This window comes from Nocardia sp. GTS18 (genome assembly GCF_013839555.1).
GTDB classification, from domain to species: domain Bacteria; phylum Actinomycetota; class Actinomycetes; order Mycobacteriales; family Mycobacteriaceae; genus Nocardia; species Nocardia rosealba.
This window is the reverse complement of record NZ_JACBIU010000007.1, coordinates 112,371-129,807: the sequence shown is the minus strand read 5'-3', so window position 1 is coordinate 129,807 and position 17,437 is coordinate 112,371. Positions and strand designations below refer to the sequence as shown.

Sequence of the window (17,437 nt, the reverse complement as noted above, 5' to 3'; positions counted from 1 at the left end):
CACCTACAGCGCCCGGATCACCCTGGCCGGGTTGCCCGCCGCGAACACGCGGTCGGGCAAGTCGCGGGTGACCACGCTGCCCGCACCGACCACCACGTCGTCGCCGATGGTGACCCCGGGACACACGATGACTCCGCCGCCGAACCACACGTTGTTCCCGATCCGGATGGGAGCCGCCGATTCCCAGCGCTGCCTGCGCTTTTCGTGATCCTGCATCGGATGAAGGGCGGTGAGCAGCTGACAGCGGGGCCCGATCGAACAGTCGTTCCCGATGGTGATCGGCGCGCAATCGAGCAGGATCGCGTCGTAATTGAGGAAGCTGTTGGCGCCGATCTCGATCAGATAGCCGTAGTCGCACTGGAATCGCGGCATGATCCACGACCCCTCACCCAGTTTTCCGAGGAGATCACCAAGGAGCTCGGTCCGCCGGTCGGTTTCGTCGGGCCCGGTGCGATTGAACTCGTCGCACAACCGTTGCGCCCGTTGCCGTTCGGCCACGAGTTCCGGATCGTTGTCCTTGTACAGGTCCCCCGCCAGCATGCGCTGCTTCTGTTCGCCCACCCCGCCGAGTGTAGGGGTGGGCGCACAGGAAGCTCCGCGCCTACTTCGCCGGGTCGACCCCGAAGGTCGCGGCGATGTCGTCGAGTACCGCGTGCGCGCCGGTGAGACCGACCGATGTCAGCCAGACCAGGTCGTCGACCGGGGTGATCTTGCCGCGCAGCTGGTTCCACAGCGGGTTGGCCTCGGCGGCCGCCTTACGCTGTGTCGCGGCGTCCTCGCCGCTGCTGGTGAGGAAGACGTAGTCGGCGTCGGCGTCGAGCAGACGCTCCGGGCTCAGCGTGATCGCGAAGTCGTTCTTCGGATCGGCGGACTTGTCGGGCTGGTTCAGGCCGGTGTCGGCGAAGATGTCACCGATGAAGCTGACCCGCTGCATGAGCCGGTCCTCCTTGCCCATGAAGCGCAGCAGCGACACAGTGGGCGCGCTCCCCCCGTTCTTGGCCTTGATCGCCGCGCCGATCGCGGCGGCCCGGTCCTGATAGGCGGTGAGTTTGGCCTTGGCGAGGTTCTCCTTGTCGACCGCCTTCGCGAGCAACAGCAGGTTCTCCTTCCAGGTGGCGCCGGTGGTCTGGCTGAACACCACCGGCACCGTGCCCGAACCGAGCTTGATGCCACGGAACTGCTCGTACTGCTTCTCGTGACGCACCTTGGCCGACACGATCAGGTCCGGGCGGGCGCCGGCCAGTTTCTCGATGTCGGGGGTCTGGACGCTGCCGATGTTGACCGCGCGGCTGCCGCAGGTCTGCGCCGACGTACCGAGGAACGCGGGCAGTTTGTCGCCCATCGACTGGTAAGTCGTGTACGCGACGAGTTCGGTGTTCAGCACCAGGGCCGCGTCGACGAACGTCTGATCGAGCGCGGCGACGCGAACCGGGCGGGTGGCGATGGTCGCCGGGTCGACGACGGTGCCGACATCCGCGCCCGCCGCGTCCTTGACCGCGCCCTTCTCGATGGTGCGCGGGTAGGCGCCGCCGTCGAGATTGCTCGCGGTGTCGCAGTCGCTGCCCGCGGCGCCGGGGTTCGCGCGTTCTTGGCCGCACGCGGAAAGACTCAGTACAGCGGCGGCGACTGCCGCGGCGGCGGCGAGCCGACGGCTCAGTGGGGTATTCATCGACGTCTCCCGGGTGGTTCGGTTGTCCTCAGGGTTGCTAACGTAGCGAAGCCTTACCTAATTACCAACTACGAAGAGGAAAAGTGACCGCATCGCCGCCCGGAGCCGTGTTCGCCGACACGCGGTCTCGCCGGTTGCTACTCATCGCGGGTCTGCTGGTCGCGGTGCTCGCGGCCGTGCTGCTCAGCATGGCCGTCGGCTCGAAATTCATCGCTCCCCTCGAGGTTCTGCGAGCGCTCGGTGGCACCACCGATACCGAGACCGGTGCCATCGTCAACGGCCTTCGGCTGCCGCGCACCCTGCTGGGGATCCTGGCCGGGCTCGCGCTCGGCATCGCGGGCGCCGTGATCCAGGGCCACACCAGGAACCCGCTCGCGGATCCGGCGCTGCTCGGCATCACCCAGGGTGCGGCGCTCGGCATCGTCGCGGCGGTGATGGTCGGCGGCATCTCGAGCCTGTTCGGCTATGTGTGGTTCGGTTTCGCGGGTGCCTTGATCGCCACCGTCACAGTGTTCGTCATCGGGACGACGGGGCGGGGCGGGCCGACCCCGGTGACGCTCGCGCTGGCCGGCGCCGCCGTCAGCTATCTGCTGCAGGGGCTGATCTCGGCGGTGGTGCTGTTCGACACCGACGTCACCGACATCTACCGCTTCTGGAAGGCCGGGTCGCTGGCCGGAACCAGTCTCGACTTGCTCGGTAAGGCAACACCTTTCGTCATAGCCGGGATCGTGCTCGCCCTGGCCAACACCTCCGCGCTCAACGCGCTCGGCCTGGGTGAGGACACCGCTCGCGCGCTAGGTCATCGCGTCACCCTGGCCCGCACCGTCGGCATCGGCTCGATCGTGCTGCTCACCGGCGCGGTGGTGGCGATCGCGGGGCCGCTCGGATTCGTCGGACTCGTCGTTCCGCACCTCGCGCGCGGCATCACCGGACCCGACTACCGCTGGCTGGTTCCGGTCGCCGGGCTGCTCGGTGTGATCCTGGTGCTGGTCGCCGACATCGCGGGACGAGTGGTGCTGGACAAGGGCGAACTGCCCGCGGGCATCATGCTCGCCTTCGTCGGCGTGCCGTTCTTCATCGTGCTGGTCCGTCGCCGGAAGCTGGTGACCGTATGAGTACCGTGCGGGCGGTCCGGCTGGGGCCGGTGTCCTGGCAGTTGCGGTTGCGCACCACGGCGGTCCTGTTGCTCGGCGTGGCGATGCTCGGTGTCACGAGTTGTGTCGCGCTCGCACTCGGCACCTACACGATGCCCGACGGCGGCCCGGTCACGCCGCTGGATGTGCTCGCGGTGCTCACCGGTGGCGGCGACGACGGGCTGGCATACGTGGTGTGGGATCTGCGGCTGCCGAGGATTCTCACCGGTGCGCTGGTCGGCGCGGCGCTCGCGTTGTCCGGTGCGATCACCCAGGGCATCGCGCGAAACCCGTTGTCCAGTCCCGATATTCTCGGTGTCACCGCGGGCGCGAGCGTCGCCGCGGTCGCGGTGATCGCGCTGTCGGGCAGCCGGGGGCAGGTCAGCGGGGCGGTGGCAGAGGTCGGGGTGCCGGTGGCATCCATGCTCGGCGGATTACTCGCGGCGCTGGGAGTTTTCGTGCTGGCCTGGCGCGGCGGGATCGAAGGGTATCGACTCGTGCTGGTCGGCCTCGGCGCCGGTTCGCTGCTGTCGAGTGTGACGTTCTGGCTGCTCAGTGTCGGTGAAGTCGATGTCGCGACGCGGGCGGTGACCTGGCTGACCGGCAGCCTCAACGGCAGCGGCTGGATCCAGGTGACACCGGTCGCCATCGCCCTGGCAGTGCTGGTGCCGGTGGTCCTCGCGGGCACCCACCTGCTCGGCGCCCTGCACTTCGGCGACGACACCGCCCGCTCGCTCGGCATCCGGCTCAATACCGCCCGCCTGACCCTGCTGGTGCTCGCGGTGCTGCTCGCCGGGGTCGCGACCGCCTCGGCGGGGGCCGTCATCTTCATCGCCCTCGCGGTGCCGCAGGTGGCGCTGCGGCTCACCGGCTCGGCCCAGCCACCGCTGCTCACCTCGGCGATACTCGGCGCGGCCTTCACCGTCGCCGCCGACCTGGTTGCCCGCACGCTGCTGCCCTCGGGCGAGCTGCCCGTCGGAGTGGTCACCGCCGTGCTCGGCGCCCCCTATCTGATCTATCTGTTGATGCGGCGCAATCGCGCCGGGAAAGCGGGCGTGTGATGACCGTTCGGCTCCAGGCCGATGCCTTGACCCTCGGTTACGGGACGACCACCGTCGTCGACGGGCTGGATCTCGAAGTCACCGGCGGCACGATCACCGCGGTGATCGGACCCAACGGGTGCGGAAAATCCACGCTCCTGCGCGCGATGGCCCGGCTCCTGCGGCCCACCGGTGGTCATGTGCACCTCGACGGCAAACGCATCGACCGGATGTCGACCAGGGACGTGGCGCGCGTACTCGGCATCCTGCCCCAATCACCGCTGGCCCCGGACGGTCTCACCGTCGCCGACCTCGTCGCGCGGGGCAGGCACCCGCACCAGCGGTGGTACCGCCAGTGGTCCCAGGACGACGAATCCGCCGTCACCGAGGCGCTGACCTGGACCGACATGGTCGAGTTCGCCGACCGCTCGCTCGACGAACTGTCCGGCGGGCAACGCCAGCGCGCCTGGATCTCGATGGCGCTGGCCCAGAACACCGACCTGCTGCTGCTCGACGAACCGACCACCTTCCTCGACCTCGCCCACCAGATCGAGGTGCTCGACCTGGTCCGGCGGCTGCACGTCGAGGCGAACCGCACGGTGGTGATGGTGCTGCACGATCTCAATCTCGCCGCACGCTATGCCCATCGGCTGGTCGCGATGCGAGCCGGACGCGTGGTTGCCGCGGGCACGCCCGCCGAAGTGCTCACCGAGGACGTGGTGGCGCAGGTGTTCGGGCTACGCGCCAAGGTGATCGAGGACCCGGTCACCGGCACCCCGCTGGTGGTCCCGATCGGACCCGTCGAGGCCCCCACCTCGTAGGGTCGTGGGGTGACATCTGGGCGCACTCGGCACAATTACACCGGCACTTCGGTCGCCGAGCGGCAGGTCGAGCGCCGTGCGCTGTTCATCGAGGCCGGGCTGACCGTCTTCGCGGAGAAGTCGTACGCCAACAGTTCGCTCACCGATGTGTGCGCGGCGGCGGGGCTGTCGCGGCGGCAGTTCTACGAGCAGTTCGCCGGTCGCGAGGAACTGCTCGTCGCGGTGTACGACGTGGTGCAGGGCCGGGCGCGCGAGGCCGTGATCGCGGCGCTCGCGGCGGTCGGCACCGACGATCTGCGCACCCTCATCGAGGCCGCGCTGCGGGCCTACACGACCGCCATCACCGACGACATCCGGGCGGCCAAGGTGGCGTTCGTCGAGATCGTCGGTGTCAGCCCCTCGGTCGAGGAACACCGGGCGCGGGTCCGGGATCAGTGGGGCGAGGTGGTCGCCACCGTCGCAGCCGCCCGCGATGGTGTGCGCACGCCGCCGGGGGGTTGGCGGATGGCGATGGCGGCCTTCATCGGCGCTGTCAACGGCGCCGTGCACCAGTGGAGTCTCGACGATCCGCGCCCGCCCGTCGACGATCTGGTCGATGTCTTCACCACCCTGCTCAATGCCCTGACCTCGCCCACGTAACCCGCGGCTGATTGCGATCCACACCACACTCGTGCCATAGTAGCCGCCATTGAGACGAAGGCGTCTCAATTCCTGTGAGGACTGTGCACGATGAGATCTCCCCTGATTCCGCGCTGGCTCGCCCTGGCCACCAGCGTGCTCGCGGCGGCAACGGTGGTGGCGGCCGGTCCGGTCGCGGCCGAGCCGACGGCGATCCCGCCCGCCCCGGTGATTCCGCTGCCGCCCGAGCTCGACCCGGGCTTCTACCTCCCGCCCGCGGACGTGGTCGCGGCGACCGCACCCGGTGAGATCATCGCGGTCAGGCAGGTCACCATCGCCGACTTCGGGGTGCTGCCGGTCGACGTCGACGCGTGGCAGGTGTCCTACCGCTCCAACAACAGCCGCGACGAAGCGATCCCGGCCGTGGCTACGCTGATCAAGCCACGCGGACAGGCGATCTCACCTCGCAAGCTGCTCTCGGTCCAGCTGGCCGAGGACTCGACCGCCGGCTATTGCGCGCCGTCCTATGCGCTGCAACATCTTTCGGTCGCCCCGGTTGCCGGACAGATCGTGGTGCCCGCCGAATTCCTGTTCGCGCAGGCGGCACTGGCGCAGGGCTGGGCGGTCGTCGTGCCCGACCATCAGGGTCCGCACTCGGCCTACGCCGCCGGACCGCTGGCGGGGCGGATCACCCTCGACGGCATTCGCGCCGCGACCGGCTTCGCGCCGCTCGAGGTAGGGCCCGACGCACCGGTCGGCCTCTACGGGTACTCCGGCGGTTCGATCGCGACCGGGCACGCCGCCGAGCTGCACGCGAGTTACGCACCCGAACTGAACATCGTCGGCGCGGCCGAGGGTGGCGTCGGCGCCGATCTCGGTGCCGCACTGAGCATGGCGAACAACCAGCTCACCTCGGGTCTGGTCTTCGCCGCCGTCCTGGGCCTCACTCGCGAATACCCTGAATTCGCAACCTATCTCGATCAGCGCCTGAACCCGCTCGGCAGGGGGCTGGTGGCGGTCAAGTCGCCGCTGTGTGTGCAGTACCAGTCGGCGCTGCTGCCGTTCCTCGACCTCACCGGCATGATCGGTTCCGACGGCAATCCGCTCGACGACCCACCGGTGGCGGCCATGCTGGACGACACACGCATGGGCAAGTCCGTCCCCGATATGCCACTGTTCCTGTGGCACTCCGCCTGGGACGAGATCCTCCCCCTCGCCGCGACCGACACCCTGGTCGACACCTACTGCCGGGACCCGAACACCTCCCTGACCTACACCCGCGACCACGCCAGCGAACACATCGTCGCCGAGGTCGTCGGCGGCCCCGCCGCCCTGCTCTGGCTGCGTGACCGGCTCGACGGCATCCCCGCCGCACAGGGCTGCACCACCTCCGACGCAGGCACTATGGCCGCCACGCCGGGTGCCCTCGCATTCCTCGGTGACTCACTGGCCGACAAATTCGCGAGCTTCTTCGGCGCCCCACTGGGTAGCCGCTGAAGCATCGGATGTCGTTGCGGCGCGTGCTATTACGCGCAGCGAGACGCCCTGCCCACCGATCCGCGGACCCTGCTCAGCTGACTTCCCGGTGGCGGGGCAGGGCGCGGTGCAGGAGGACCTGCTCGAGGAGCGCTACGAGGACGTCGCGCACGGAGTCACGGTCGCGGGCGTCGCAGTCCAGGACGGGGATCCAGTCGTCGAGGCCGAGAGCTTCGCGGACTTCGGACAGGTCGAAGTGGGGTGTGTCCGGGAAGCGGTTGACCACGACGACGAAGGGAGTGTTGTGGTCTTCGAAGTAGTCGAGGACGGGATAGCAGTCTTCGACGCGGGCGGTGTCGACCACGATCACGGCACCGAGGGCGCCGTCGACGAGGTCGTCCCACAGGAAGACGAAGCGGTCCTGGCCGGGGGTGCCGAACAGGTACAGGATCAGGGAGTGGTCGAGGGTGATGCGGCCGAAGTCCAGTGCGACCGTGGTCGCGGTCTTCTCGGCGTGGCGGCCGGGGTTGTCGACGCCGATCGATACCTCGGTCATCGCGGCCTCGGTGACCAGTGGCTCGATCTCGGAGATGGCGCCGATGAAGGTGGTCTTGCCGACGCCGAAACCGCCGCTGACCACGATCTTCACCGATGACGGCGGCGACGCTGCGCCGCGGATTTCAGAGTGCGCGGACAAGGTCGGTGATCCTTTCGATGGCGGCGGTCGTCAGCTCGGGCGCGTCGCGCACGGTCACCTGACCGGCTGCGGCCAGATCGCTGACGATCACCTTGGCGATACCGGCAGGAACCCGCAGCGCGGCGCCGATTTCGGCGATGGAGTGGGGCTGCTGACACAACCGGACCACGGTGTGTTCCTCGAACCGCAACGGCGCCGACAGCGCGGAAGGTGGGGCGAGAACCAGGGTTTCGAGCCGCAGGCCGTCGAGAACCGGGACGGTGCGGCCCGCGGTGACGACGAACGGGCGAACGAAACGATCGTCGTCGGCTTCGTCGGCCCGCCGGACGACCGGTTGCCCGGCGCTCCAGCTCGCCGGCCGACTCAGCGGGACCATCCGAGGATCTGGCAGGCGGTGGCGGTCGGAATCTCTCATCGGCGCAACGTCTCTCGCAGCTCACCGATCAGCATCGGGTCGAGCAGCGCGCCCGCGCGTTCGGCGAGCACGGCCATCTCGTAGCCGACCAGGCCCACATCGCAGCCACCGTCGGCGATCACGCCGAGGCAGCTCCCGTCACCCAGCGCCGAGACGAGCAGGAAGCCGCGTTTCATCTCGATCAGGATCAACTTCAGACCGTCGAAGTCGTAACTGCGCGAGGCACTTCGGGCCAGGCTCGACAATCCCGACACCATGGCGGCGAGCCGGTCGGCACCGGTGCGGTCCAAGCCTTCGGACATGGCGATGAGCAGGCCGTCCGAAGAAACAGCGACCGTGTCGCGCACCCCGTCGGTGTTGCGCACGAAATTGCCGAGCAGCCAGTTGAAGGTGTGCGGGTCGGCGGTCGGGAGATGGGTGGTCACCGTGGCTCCTTGCGGTCAGCGGATGGGATCGGCTTCGCTTGTCCCGCTACCGCTTTCGTGGCCGGTGCGGAATGCGGCGAGCATGCTTCGGGTCTGGTCGGGGGTACGTTCGGCGAGCGGTGGGCGGTCGTGACGCGCAGGTTCGCGGCGGGGCCGGTCCGGAGGTGTGGCGCGTTTGGCGCGCTTCACCAGGCCATTGCGGGTACGTTCGACCGACGCCTGACCAGGAACGTCGAGGTCACCGCTCACCCCGTCACCCCGAGTGCCGCGCGGTCCCGGCGACAGGTCGAGTCCGCTCGGGACACGGGACGAGCCGTTGCGGGTGCGGTCGATGTCGATCGACGCTCGACCAATCGCGTCGAGTGTGCCCTCGACAGCGAAACCGGCGTCTCGGGCGAAGGGACCCGCCGATGCCGCCTCGGTGCCGACATTGCCGGTCCGAGCAGCCGGGCCACCAGCGGCACGAGTGGGCGTCGCGCTGTTCGGGCCGTCGGGGCCGGTCGTTTCATCGACATAAGACGCTGTGCCGGTGAGGAATTGAATGTAGGGCGAGGGGACGACAGGGGAATCCTGGTCGGCGCCGGGCGGATCGGCGGGAAGAACGATGGGCCGCTGAGCCGGGTGGTGACCGTTCAGCGGATCGACTCGTAGTTGTCGGCCATGATGCTGATCGAAGTTCGGCAGTGACATGCCGTTCAGCGTCGGCGTCGGCGTCGAAATATGGGCACCCTGCTCGTCGGGGTCCGGCACGCGGGCACCGTTCCGGCCCGGGTCCGAGTGCCGGGCACCCTGCTCATCGAGATCCGGCACACCGGCACCGTTCCGGCCCGGGTCCGAGTGCCGGTCGTCGGGGCGACCGGCTCCTTGCCGGCCGGAGGCATTATGGCCAGCGCCGCGTCGAGCGGGTTCCGGTACGCGGCCGGCTCCGCTCGCCGCCACCTCTCCCCGGCTGTGCCGCGCATCGTCAGGCGAGCCGTCGACGTCGTGGCTCCCCGTGGACGGTCGGCTCACTCGAGCACCACCGGATTCCGGTCGCCCGGAGGAGCTTTCGTCGGCGATCAGGCTCGACGGCAAGAGGAGTCGGGCGACGATGCCGCTCACCGGTGAGGTGTTGAGTTCCACGTCGATACCGAGGCGGGCGGCGAGGCGGCCGACCACGTAGTGGCCGAGGTAGCGGGTGGAGGCCACGATGAAGTCCTGCTCGCCGCGTAGGCGGGCATTGGCTTCGGCGAGCTGATCGGTGGACATGCCGACGCCGTGGTCGACGACCGCGAGCAGGTACCCACCGGCCACTTTGCGCCCGTAGATCTCCACCTCGAGGTCGGGTGGGGAGAACGCCAGACCGTTCTCGATGAGCTCGGCCAGTGCGTGGGCGAGCTCGCTGACCACCGTGCCGGTGATCGCGACCTCGTCGACGCGGCGCAGCACCACCCGCCGGTAGTCGTCGACCTCCGAGAGCCCGGCGCGGATGACGTCGGTGAGCGCGATCGGTTCGGTCCAGCGGCGCGGGCTCGCCTCACCGACCAGTACGAGCAGGCTTTCGGCATTGCGCCTCATCCGGGTGGCGAGGTGGTCGAGCTCGAACAGGTTGGACAGCGTTTTCGGGTCGAGTTCCTCGCGTTCGAACTCGCTGATCAGGCCGAGTTGCCTGCGCACGAGATTCTGGTTGCGCCGGGCCAGGTTCGCCATCGACTCGGTGGTGTTGCGCCGCACCAGCGCCTGTTCGGAGGCGAGGTCGAAGGCGGTGCTCTGCACGCGGTCCAAAGCGTCTGCGACAGCACCGATCTCGGCACTCGCACCCGGTGGAGTGCGGACGGGCGCGGGCGGGTCGGGGCGGGTGTCGGCGGATCCGCGCCATGCGGCGATCACCTCGGGCAATCGGGTGGAAGCCACGTCGTCGGCCTCGGCGGCGAGCTCGGCCAGGGGTCGCACGATGGCCCGGACACTCGCGAACACCAGCGCGACCTCGGCGGCGATCGCCAGCAGCGCGGCAAGGGCGAAGGCGGCCAGCACGACGGCCGCGGTGCGGCGCAGGTCGGCGGCGCGGGCCCGCACATCGTCGCCGACGGCCTGCTGCACAGTGCGCTGTGCGTCGATCACCTCGGTCATCTGCGACCACCACACCGCCGGGTCGACCGGAGTAGTCAACGGTCCGGCGGTGGACGCGATGGCGATGTTCTCCGATTCCGCTGCCCGCGTGGCGCTTTCACCGCTCATGACGGCGGTGAGGCGGTCGCGCTGTGTCGGGGTCGCCTCGCGGTCGAATTGGGTGAGCGCGGCGGTGCGGGCCGCGCGGATGTCGAGGAATTGCACGTACTCCCCCGCTACGAACTCCCCCGCCGCGAAAACACCGTTGAGGAAGCCACGTTCGCGCGCCGTGAACTCCTTCGCGTCACCCAGGGCGTAGAGGGCTTGCAGGCCGTGGCGCACGGCGGGGTCGCGAGCCTGATCCAGGCCGAGGGCGAGCCGGTTCAGCGCGTCGATGCCGTCGGAATAGAACTGGAAAGCGGCCTGTCGTGACACGGTTCTGGTGTCGATCTGCGACCGGACGCCGGGCAGCCCGCCGAGCTGACCGAGCGCCGAGCGCACCTCACCCGCGCCGGGCACGTCGGCGGTCAGGGCGGCGCTCAGGGTGCGCAGCGCCGAGTCGGTGGCGGGGCGCTGGTCCCCGACCGCCTGCACCAGCCTCGTGTCACCGCCGAGCAGACCGTTGCTGAGCCCACGTTCACGCTGCACCTGGTGCACCAGATCCTGTGCGGCCAGCGCTACCGCGACCGCGTCCACGGTTTCCCCGCTGCGCCGGAAGGCGGTGATCTGGGTCGACATCGTCACCCCGAGCAGCACGAGCACCAGCACCAGCGACACCGCGAGAATCCGGGCGAGCTGCCCGGAAATGGTGCGCGGCCGGATCAGTCCGCCACCCGCGGCCTGCCGACGGGAATGTGAACGCACCACCTGCTCCTCTGAAACACCACACGCGGTATTTCGCGGCGGCCCACCGAAAGTCAGGTGTCAACTTGCACTGCCCCGGGTACGCGGTCAATCCGGGACGGCGTAAGAACCGGATTCGTGCATTGATCTCAACATGCCGGAAACCAACGGGGCTTTCTGTGTCGGAAAGCTCACCGCTCCCACCGTAATTCGGTGACAGATTCGTTCGCTGCCCGAATTATCGCGCACGGCCTCCACCGTGACGGCGCCCACATTTTCCGCGATAAGTTTCTCGGGAATACGGTTGAGGAACCGGATACGAACGATAGCCGTCCAGCACGAGAATTCGGGCAATTCACCGAAACCGGCCAACTGCCTATTGCACGGCCACCAACGCCGCGGCTGTCACATCCTCGACAGCCATCTGCGCGAACCGTGGTGTGGCCCGGTGCCGATAGTGGTCTACCGAGATCAGGTCCGCACCGCGTTGGATCACCATCGACCCGGCAGCGGTGTCATCACCCGAATCACCCGTCGCGAGGCACGCGTCGTCACCGAAACCCTCATGGGGCCGGAAGGAACCTGCCATCGCGGTGTTGCCGCAACCGAACTCGAGTGCTTCGGCCGCTCGTTCCGTGCCCGATGTCGAGCCGATATCCCCGTAACGGAGCACCCTGACCTGCAGGTAGCCGTAAGCATCCGCGTGGCCGGGCCCGTCGCTGGGTGTCCGATAGGTGCACATCGCGTCCGACCCTGACGAATACGTCGAGTCGGGGTCCGGCACGCCCGCCGGAACCCACCGCTCGAATCGGGCGACACCGATCGCGGCACACAGATCGGCCGGTGCGGGCGCGGACGGGTGCGCCCTGGTCCACTGGTCGAGCGCAACGGGCAGCGCCGCCGACAAAGCGATGACCACAACGACCGCCGCCACCAGGAACAGACAGCCTCTCGGCACCTTCGACCTCGGCTCGACCTCGCTGCGCGGCGGATCGACGCTCACTCGCCGGCGAGAATGCCGAGGACCTGGTCGGAGAAGTAGAAGGGTTCGAGGCGTTCACGCAGGAGCTCGGCGAGGACGCCGTTGCGCTTGGCAGCTTCGATGACCGCAGGCCCGTACCGCAGGATTTCGGTGCTGATGTCCTCGGCGTCGAGGCCGAGTTCGGGGAGCATCGCGGACAGGGTGTGGTCGGCATAGCGGGTGTAGAACACCTCGACGCATTCGCGGACCAGCAGGCCGAAGTATTCCTTCTCCCTGGTGGTGACCGCGATTTCGTAGCAGATCTGGACCAGTTCGTTGAGGTCCTTCTGAGTGAGGTATTCGCGCAGGCCCGCCACCGGTTCGTCGGCGTGCAGGTCCCAGAATTCCATCGCCGCCGAGTGCACGGGGGCGTCGCGCAGCATGTCGCGGATGGCGTTGTTGGTGCGCTTGAGCGCGAACAGCGCGCCCTTGCCCGCGAGGTCACCGACGAAGGTGCTGTCGGCGGCGACCTTCTTGGCGCGGTTGGCCGCGGACTGGCCGAGCGACATCAGCGAGGACACGCCCGGAATCTTCTCGGCGCGTTCACGATTGGCCTGCATGAAATCGCCGATCAGCTTGTCGACGAACCGCGACGCGACGGTCGCCACGAGCGGGCTCTCGGTGAGCCGGTCCAGAATGCGTTCCTGGGCCTGGTGCATGCCGAAGATCTTCTCCAGCAGCGCTTCCACCGGCTCACGGTCGACGACATCGCCGAGGGTGTAGTCGGTGTTGGTGGCGATGTGGTCGTAGATGGCGTCGGAGAAGACCCCGACCGTGTCGGCGATGATCGGCGAACCCCCGATGCGGTCGAAGACCCGCGCCACCGTCTCCTCGCCGTCGGCCAGGGAGACCACATCACCGAAGCGGATGGTGTCGCCGACGGCGAGTACGGCCGCCACGTCGCGGGCGATCACCTCGGCGAACCGTTCACCGGTCACCTCGCCGAGCAGGTAGTCGACCTGCGCGTCGAGCAGTCGTTCGGCGATCTGGCGCGCCTGCGTCATGTATGTCCACCCAATCACGGTTGTCGCTCGGTTGGGAGGACACGAGGCTAGGCGCCGGAATCGTTGTCCCGCATCGCCTTCCGGATCTGATCCAGACGCTCGCGCGCGGCCTTGCCCCGCGCCTCCCATTGTTCGTCGGCGCTGCGGCCCGCCGGGGTCTGCCGGTCGAGTTCACCCATGCCCTTGGCGGTGCCGAAACGCTGCTCGACCTTATCGCGAACCGCGTCGAATGTCGGCACTCCTGAAGTGGAATATCCGCCGGTCACAGCGTTCGCGGCGGGTCCGGAACCGTCGAACGGTACCGGCGGTACCGCATGAACATCTCCGACCTGCTCCGATGCGACAGGTTCCGCGTCGACGATCTCGGCCTCGGTGTCGAGCATCACAGGCGGACCGACCTCGGCATGACCGCCCTCCACCTGAGCCAGCGCGGCGGCGACGGCGCCGAGCCCCGGCCTGCCCGCCACCGCCGCGCGCAACAGCGATACCAGCTCGGCGTCGGGCAGCGCGGCCAGCCGGCCGAGGATCTCGCTCGTTTCGCTCATACCGCCAGGCTACGCAGCCGTGCTCACCTGTCGAGGAACTCGCTCCACTGCGCGATGAGCTGTGGCCAGCGCGGTCCGAGCGTGTCGATGACATCGTTGTGCCCCGCCCCGGGAACCACGATCAGCTGCTTGGGCTCGTTCGCGGCGGCATACAGCCGTTCGGCGTGGCGCAGCGGCAGCAGTTCGTCGTGTTCGCCGTGCATCATCAGCACCGGCGCCCGCAACGCGGAAATACGGCGCAGGTTCGGGTAGGCGTCGGGAACGAGCGGTGCGGGCAGGAACGGATAGACCGAGCGGGCGGCGTCACGCATACCGCTGAAGGTCGACATCAGGACCATGCCCGCGGGCGGGTACTCGCCCGCCAGCTCGAGCAGCACCCCACCACCGAGCGATTTGCCCAGGTAGACGACCCGTGCGGGGTCTACCTCCGGCTGTTCGAGCAGAGCGGTGCGCGCCGCACGCGCATCCAGGTAGGTGCCGTGCTCGCCGGGTGCGCCGGTGCTGTGCCCGAAACCGCGGTAGTCGAAGGCGAGCACGTCGAAACCGGCGGCGACTAGCAGCGCGATGATCGACACCCGGTCACCGATGGTGCCCGCGTTGCCGTGGGCGTAGAGGATGTGGGCGCGCGGGTGTTCGGCCCGTACGAACCAGCCGTGCAGGTCGATGCCGTCGGCGGTGCGCATGTGCAGGTCGCGGTAGTCCAGGCCGAGCGCGGCCGGGGTCTGCGCGAGGTGCCGCTCGGGGTGGTAGACCAGTGCGTTGAGCACCCTGGTCGCGGGGTGCCGCATCACTTTCCGCGTCCTGCTTGAAACCCGAAGTCCCAGTTGTAGAGTCGCGCGATCTCCATCACGCCGCCGCCCGGCTGCCCGGCGGGTGGTCGGACGAAGACGCCTTCGCGGCGAACCACGAGTTCACCGTTCACGTTTTCGAGCACCGCGAGCACGGCGTCGCGGGAGTTGTCGGTGCACCCGTCGAGCGTCATCTCGATCGGCGCCGAATTCACCGGGTGCAGGGTGACGGTGGCGTGGACGTTGCGGAAATCGCTTGCCCCGTCGTAGATCGAGGCGAATACGAGGATGCGGCGGAAGAACCGGGTGTAGTCGAGATTGATCGACAGGTTCTCACCGGTGATGCTCGCGCCGGTGCGGTCGTCCTGGTCGAGGTGGATGAACGGCGGTTCGTAGAGCGCGCCGAAGCGCCGATCGAGCGCCCGGACGGACCCGATCGCGCCGTTGACCAATTCGAAGAAGCAGCACAGGTCGAGGTCGATGTTCTTGCCACGCAGTTTGCCGAAGATGCGGCCGGTGGCGGCCATGGAGGTCCAGTTGAGATTCACCCGCATCACACCGCCCGTGGCGCCGTGCTTGGTGAGCGAGACGCTCGGAGATTCCTTGGTGAGGGAGATTTTCGCGAGGTTCACCGGCGGGCCGGATGATGTTGCGGGAGTCGGGAATTGAGCGCCCGGATGCGGTGCGGCGAACGGCTGGCCCGGATGCGGTTGACCGGATGGCGCGGCGAACGGCTGGCCATGCGGAACCGGATTCTGCTGACCGGGCGGCGCGGCGAATGGTTGAACCGGCGACGGAACAGCGGGCTGCGCCGGCGGGACAGGTCGAGATGGGCTCTGTGGGGGAATGTGTGGCTGCGTCGGCACCACCGCTGACTGCGGATGGGCTGCGGGGCTCGGGGGCGGGGTGAAGGGCTGGTCGACCGGGGCATCGTCGACTGTGATGCCGAAATCCGTTGCGAGCCCCGCTAGTCCGGTGTCGTACCCCTGGCCAACGGCGCGGAACTTCCACGCACCCTGGCGGCGGTACAACTCGCCGAGGACGAACGCGGTCTCGGTGGTGGCGCCGGTGCTGTCGAAGCGGGCGACCTCCCCACCGGTCGCCGCGTCGAGTACCCGGATGCAGAGTTCGCGGAACCGACCGAAGGTGCCGCCGTCGGCGGAGGCGGCCAGCACGATCTTCTCGATCTGCGGTTCCACCTGCGCCAACTGCACCGTCAGGGTGTCGACAACCGTCGGGCCTTGGCGTTTCCCGACGTGACGCACCGCCCCGGAGGGGTGCACGGCCTGGTTGTAGAACACGAAGTCGTCGTCGGAGCGCACCTTCGTCCCGGCGAGCAGCAGGGCGGACGCATCCGCGTCGGGCACCCCCGGCCCCGCCTGCCAACTCACTTCGACCCGGACCTCGGCGGCAGGCACCACGACATTGGCGCCTTTCATCATCGACACGCTGCCAACCTATCCCGCCCCGCCACCGGCTCACCACCGATCCGGTTACGGCTTGGCGAACTCGGTGATGAGCACCGGGTACTGCTCGGCGCCGTGACCGGCTGCGATCGCCCTTTCGGCCATCGCCTTCAACAGTTTGGGCAGCTCGGCGTTCACCCCCAGCGCTTCGCATTCCTCGACGAGGTGCGTCATGGACGCGGCGTCGGTCGACAAGGCCGCGACCTCGGCGGGATAGGCGCCGTTGTCGATCTGTTCGGCGTATCCGGGCAGCCAGGTGGCCACCCCGGTGGCGATCTGCGCGGCGAACGGCGCGAAGGTGCGTGCGTCGACACCAGCGGTCCGCAGCATCGCGGTGCCCTGCAACCAGGCGTTGAGCACGCTCCACATCATGGCCAGTCCGGCGCCGTCGTAGAGGGCGGCCAGACCGTGATCGGCGCCGAGATGGGTGACGGTGCCCAGTGCCGCGAGTACCGGTGCGGCAGTGTCGAAGTCGGCCTGGGCGCCGCTGTGGAGGAGGACGGCGTCGGCGGTCCCGATCGTCGGCGGAACGGCCATGATCGCGCCGTCGAGATACCGGCCGCCACGCTGCTCGGTCCAGCGGGCCGCCACCCTGGCCTGGGCGGAGTCGCCGGAGGTGAGGTTGACGACGAGGGTTCCGGTCAGGTCGGCCTGCTCGAGCACCGCGTAGACCGCCTGGTAGTCGGTCAGGCAGACCACGATCACCGGGGCGGCGCGCACGGCGTCGGCGACGGTGTCGACGCGACGGGCGCCGCCTGCGACCAGCTCTTCGGCGGCGGAGGGCGTGCGGTTCCAGATGGTGGTCGGGTGCCCGGCGGTGAGGAAGGCGCGGGCCAGCGCCCGGCCCATCAGACCCAGGCCGAGCACGGTGACGGGAGTGGTTGTTTCGCTCATGGCACCATCGTCAACGTTGATACCGGTGTGAAGGTCAAGTGAGGATGTCGTGCGAATCGGCGAATTGAGCAGGCGAACCGGCGTGCACGCCCACCAACTGCGCTACTACGAAGCCCAGGGGCTGCTGGAGGCGAACCGCCGTTCGAACAGCTATCGCGACTACGACGAAAGCGCAGTGCTACGGGTGACCCAGATCAGGCACTTGCTCGCCGCGGGCCTCTCCTCGGCCGACATCGCCTACCTCCTGCCGTGCGCCCACGGAGAGGTTCCAGACCTGCCGGGCTGCCCGGAATTGATCAGGGCGATGCGGTCACGACTCGCCCGCATCGAGGAACAGATGGCCGCGCTCGCCCGCTCCCGCGACGCCCTCACCACCTATATCGGTGCGGCGGAGGAGATGGGCGGCGAACACTACCCACCGATGACGGGAGCCGAGGCCCTACCGGCCTGAACACGCCTGGACCACTCGCGTCCGGCTGGTGCCACCAATACTT

The 17,437-nt window shown here is 68.7% G+C and carries 19 protein-coding genes; 6 read left to right on the top strand and 13 right to left on the bottom strand.

Going from position 1 to position 17,437, the window contains the following annotated elements:
• Positions 1-3: 3 nt before the first annotated feature.
• Together HYG95_RS10160 and HYG95_RS10155 are read right to left on the bottom strand one after the other, a co-directional pair.
• Positions 4-540: a sugar O-acetyltransferase gene (locus HYG95_RS10160; RefSeq protein WP_220139292.1), complete on the bottom strand. Its 537-nt coding sequence runs from the start codon at positions 538-540 to the stop codon at positions 4-6.
• 61 nt (positions 541-601) lie between these two features.
• Positions 602-1,669, bottom strand: a complete 1,068-nt coding sequence (locus HYG95_RS10155) for an ABC transporter substrate-binding protein (protein ID WP_181697724.1) — start codon at positions 1,667-1,669, stop codon at positions 602-604.
• Between the two features lie 83 nt (positions 1,670-1,752).
• On the opposite strand from HYG95_RS10155, the gene HYG95_RS10150 reads away from it, so the two are divergent.
• The 5 genes from HYG95_RS10150 to HYG95_RS10130 all read left to right on the top strand — a co-directional run bounded on the left by HYG95_RS10150 (position 1,753) and on the right by HYG95_RS10130 (position 6,778).
• Complete coding sequence (locus tag HYG95_RS10150) at positions 1,753-2,784, top strand: iron ABC transporter permease (RefSeq protein ID WP_220139266.1); 1,032 nt, start codon at positions 1,753-1,755, stop codon at positions 2,782-2,784.
• Positions 2,781-3,863 carry an iron chelate uptake ABC transporter family permease subunit gene (locus HYG95_RS10145; protein ID WP_181697723.1) on the top strand — a complete coding sequence of 361 codons (1,083 nt, stop codon included), beginning with the start codon at positions 2,781-2,783 and terminating at the stop codon, positions 3,861-3,863. Before HYG95_RS10150 ends, HYG95_RS10145 begins: the two co-directional genes overlap by 4 nt.
• Positions 3,863-4,663, top strand: coding sequence for an ABC transporter ATP-binding protein (locus HYG95_RS10140; RefSeq protein WP_181697722.1), 801 nt, complete (start codon positions 3,863-3,865; stop codon positions 4,661-4,663). Before HYG95_RS10145 ends, HYG95_RS10140 begins: the two co-directional genes overlap by 1 nt.
• A 9-nt stretch (positions 4,664-4,672) precedes the next feature.
• Positions 4,673-5,302, top strand: a complete 630-nt coding sequence (locus HYG95_RS10135) for a TetR/AcrR family transcriptional regulator (RefSeq protein ID WP_181697721.1) — start codon at positions 4,673-4,675, stop codon at positions 5,300-5,302.
• Positions 5,303-5,392: 90 nt separating this feature from the next.
• The gene (locus tag HYG95_RS10130; protein WP_255495142.1) at positions 5,393-6,778 is read left to right on the top strand and encodes a lipase family protein; all 1,386 of its coding nucleotides are present in this window, start codon (positions 5,393-5,395) and stop codon (positions 6,776-6,778) included.
• Positions 6,779-6,851: 73 nt separating this feature from the next.
• Here HYG95_RS10130 and HYG95_RS10125 read toward each other — a convergent pair whose 3' ends face one another.
• From HYG95_RS10125 to HYG95_RS10075, 11 genes are all read right to left on the bottom strand, one after another.
• The gene (locus tag HYG95_RS10125; protein ID WP_220139265.1) at positions 6,852-7,454 is read right to left on the bottom strand and encodes an ATP/GTP-binding protein; all 603 of its coding nucleotides are present in this window, start codon (positions 7,452-7,454) and stop codon (positions 6,852-6,854) included.
• Positions 7,438-7,869, bottom strand: coding sequence for a DUF742 domain-containing protein (locus HYG95_RS10120; protein WP_181697720.1), 432 nt, complete (start codon positions 7,867-7,869; stop codon positions 7,438-7,440). Before HYG95_RS10120 ends, HYG95_RS10125 begins: the two co-directional genes overlap by 17 nt.
• Positions 7,866-8,294, bottom strand: a complete 429-nt coding sequence (locus tag HYG95_RS10115) for a roadblock/LC7 domain-containing protein (RefSeq protein WP_181697719.1) — start codon at positions 8,292-8,294, stop codon at positions 7,866-7,868. The genes HYG95_RS10120 and HYG95_RS10115 overlap by 4 nt, the downstream gene beginning before the upstream one ends.
• 15 nt (positions 8,295-8,309) lie before the next feature.
• Positions 8,310-11,246 (bottom strand): nitrate- and nitrite sensing domain-containing protein, encoded by a 2,937-nt coding sequence (locus tag HYG95_RS10110; RefSeq protein WP_181697718.1) that lies wholly within the window; start codon positions 11,244-11,246, stop codon positions 8,310-8,312.
• A gap of 87 nt (positions 11,247-11,333) precedes the next feature.
• The gene (locus HYG95_RS10105) at positions 11,334-11,597 is read right to left on the bottom strand and encodes a hypothetical protein (RefSeq protein WP_181697717.1); all 264 of its coding nucleotides are present in this window, start codon (positions 11,595-11,597) and stop codon (positions 11,334-11,336) included.
• 4 nt (positions 11,598-11,601) lie between these two features.
• Complete coding sequence (locus HYG95_RS10100; RefSeq protein ID WP_181697716.1) at positions 11,602-12,228, bottom strand: hypothetical protein; 627 nt, start codon at positions 12,226-12,228, stop codon at positions 11,602-11,604.
• Entirely contained in the window at positions 12,225-13,250 is a 1,026-nt protein-coding gene (locus tag HYG95_RS10095; RefSeq protein WP_181697715.1) for a hypothetical protein, read from the bottom strand. Before HYG95_RS10095 ends, HYG95_RS10100 begins: the two co-directional genes overlap by 4 nt.
• Before the next feature lie 47 nt (positions 13,251-13,297).
• Positions 13,298-13,795: a hypothetical protein gene (locus HYG95_RS10090; RefSeq protein ID WP_181697714.1), complete on the bottom strand. Its 498-nt coding sequence runs from the start codon at positions 13,793-13,795 to the stop codon at positions 13,298-13,300.
• A 23-nt stretch (positions 13,796-13,818) separates the two neighbouring features.
• Positions 13,819-14,583, bottom strand: a complete 765-nt coding sequence (locus HYG95_RS10085; RefSeq protein WP_181697790.1) for an alpha/beta hydrolase — start codon at positions 14,581-14,583, stop codon at positions 13,819-13,821.
• Positions 14,583-16,025 (bottom strand): TerD family protein, encoded by a 1,443-nt coding sequence (locus tag HYG95_RS10080; protein WP_255495163.1) that lies wholly within the window; start codon positions 16,023-16,025, stop codon positions 14,583-14,585. The genes HYG95_RS10085 and HYG95_RS10080 overlap by 1 nt, the downstream gene beginning before the upstream one ends.
• Before the next feature lie 51 nt (positions 16,026-16,076).
• Positions 16,077-16,943 (bottom strand): NAD(P)-dependent oxidoreductase, encoded by an 867-nt coding sequence (locus tag HYG95_RS10075; RefSeq protein ID WP_181697713.1) that lies wholly within the window; start codon positions 16,941-16,943, stop codon positions 16,077-16,079.
• Positions 16,944-16,992: 49 nt separating this feature from the next.
• Between HYG95_RS10075 and HYG95_RS10070 the strand changes: the two genes are divergently transcribed.
• On the top strand, positions 16,993-17,394 hold the full coding sequence (locus HYG95_RS10070; protein ID WP_181697712.1) for a MerR family transcriptional regulator: 402 nt from the start codon (positions 16,993-16,995) through the stop codon (positions 17,392-17,394).
• The last annotated feature ends 43 nt before the right edge of the window (positions 17,395-17,437 follow it).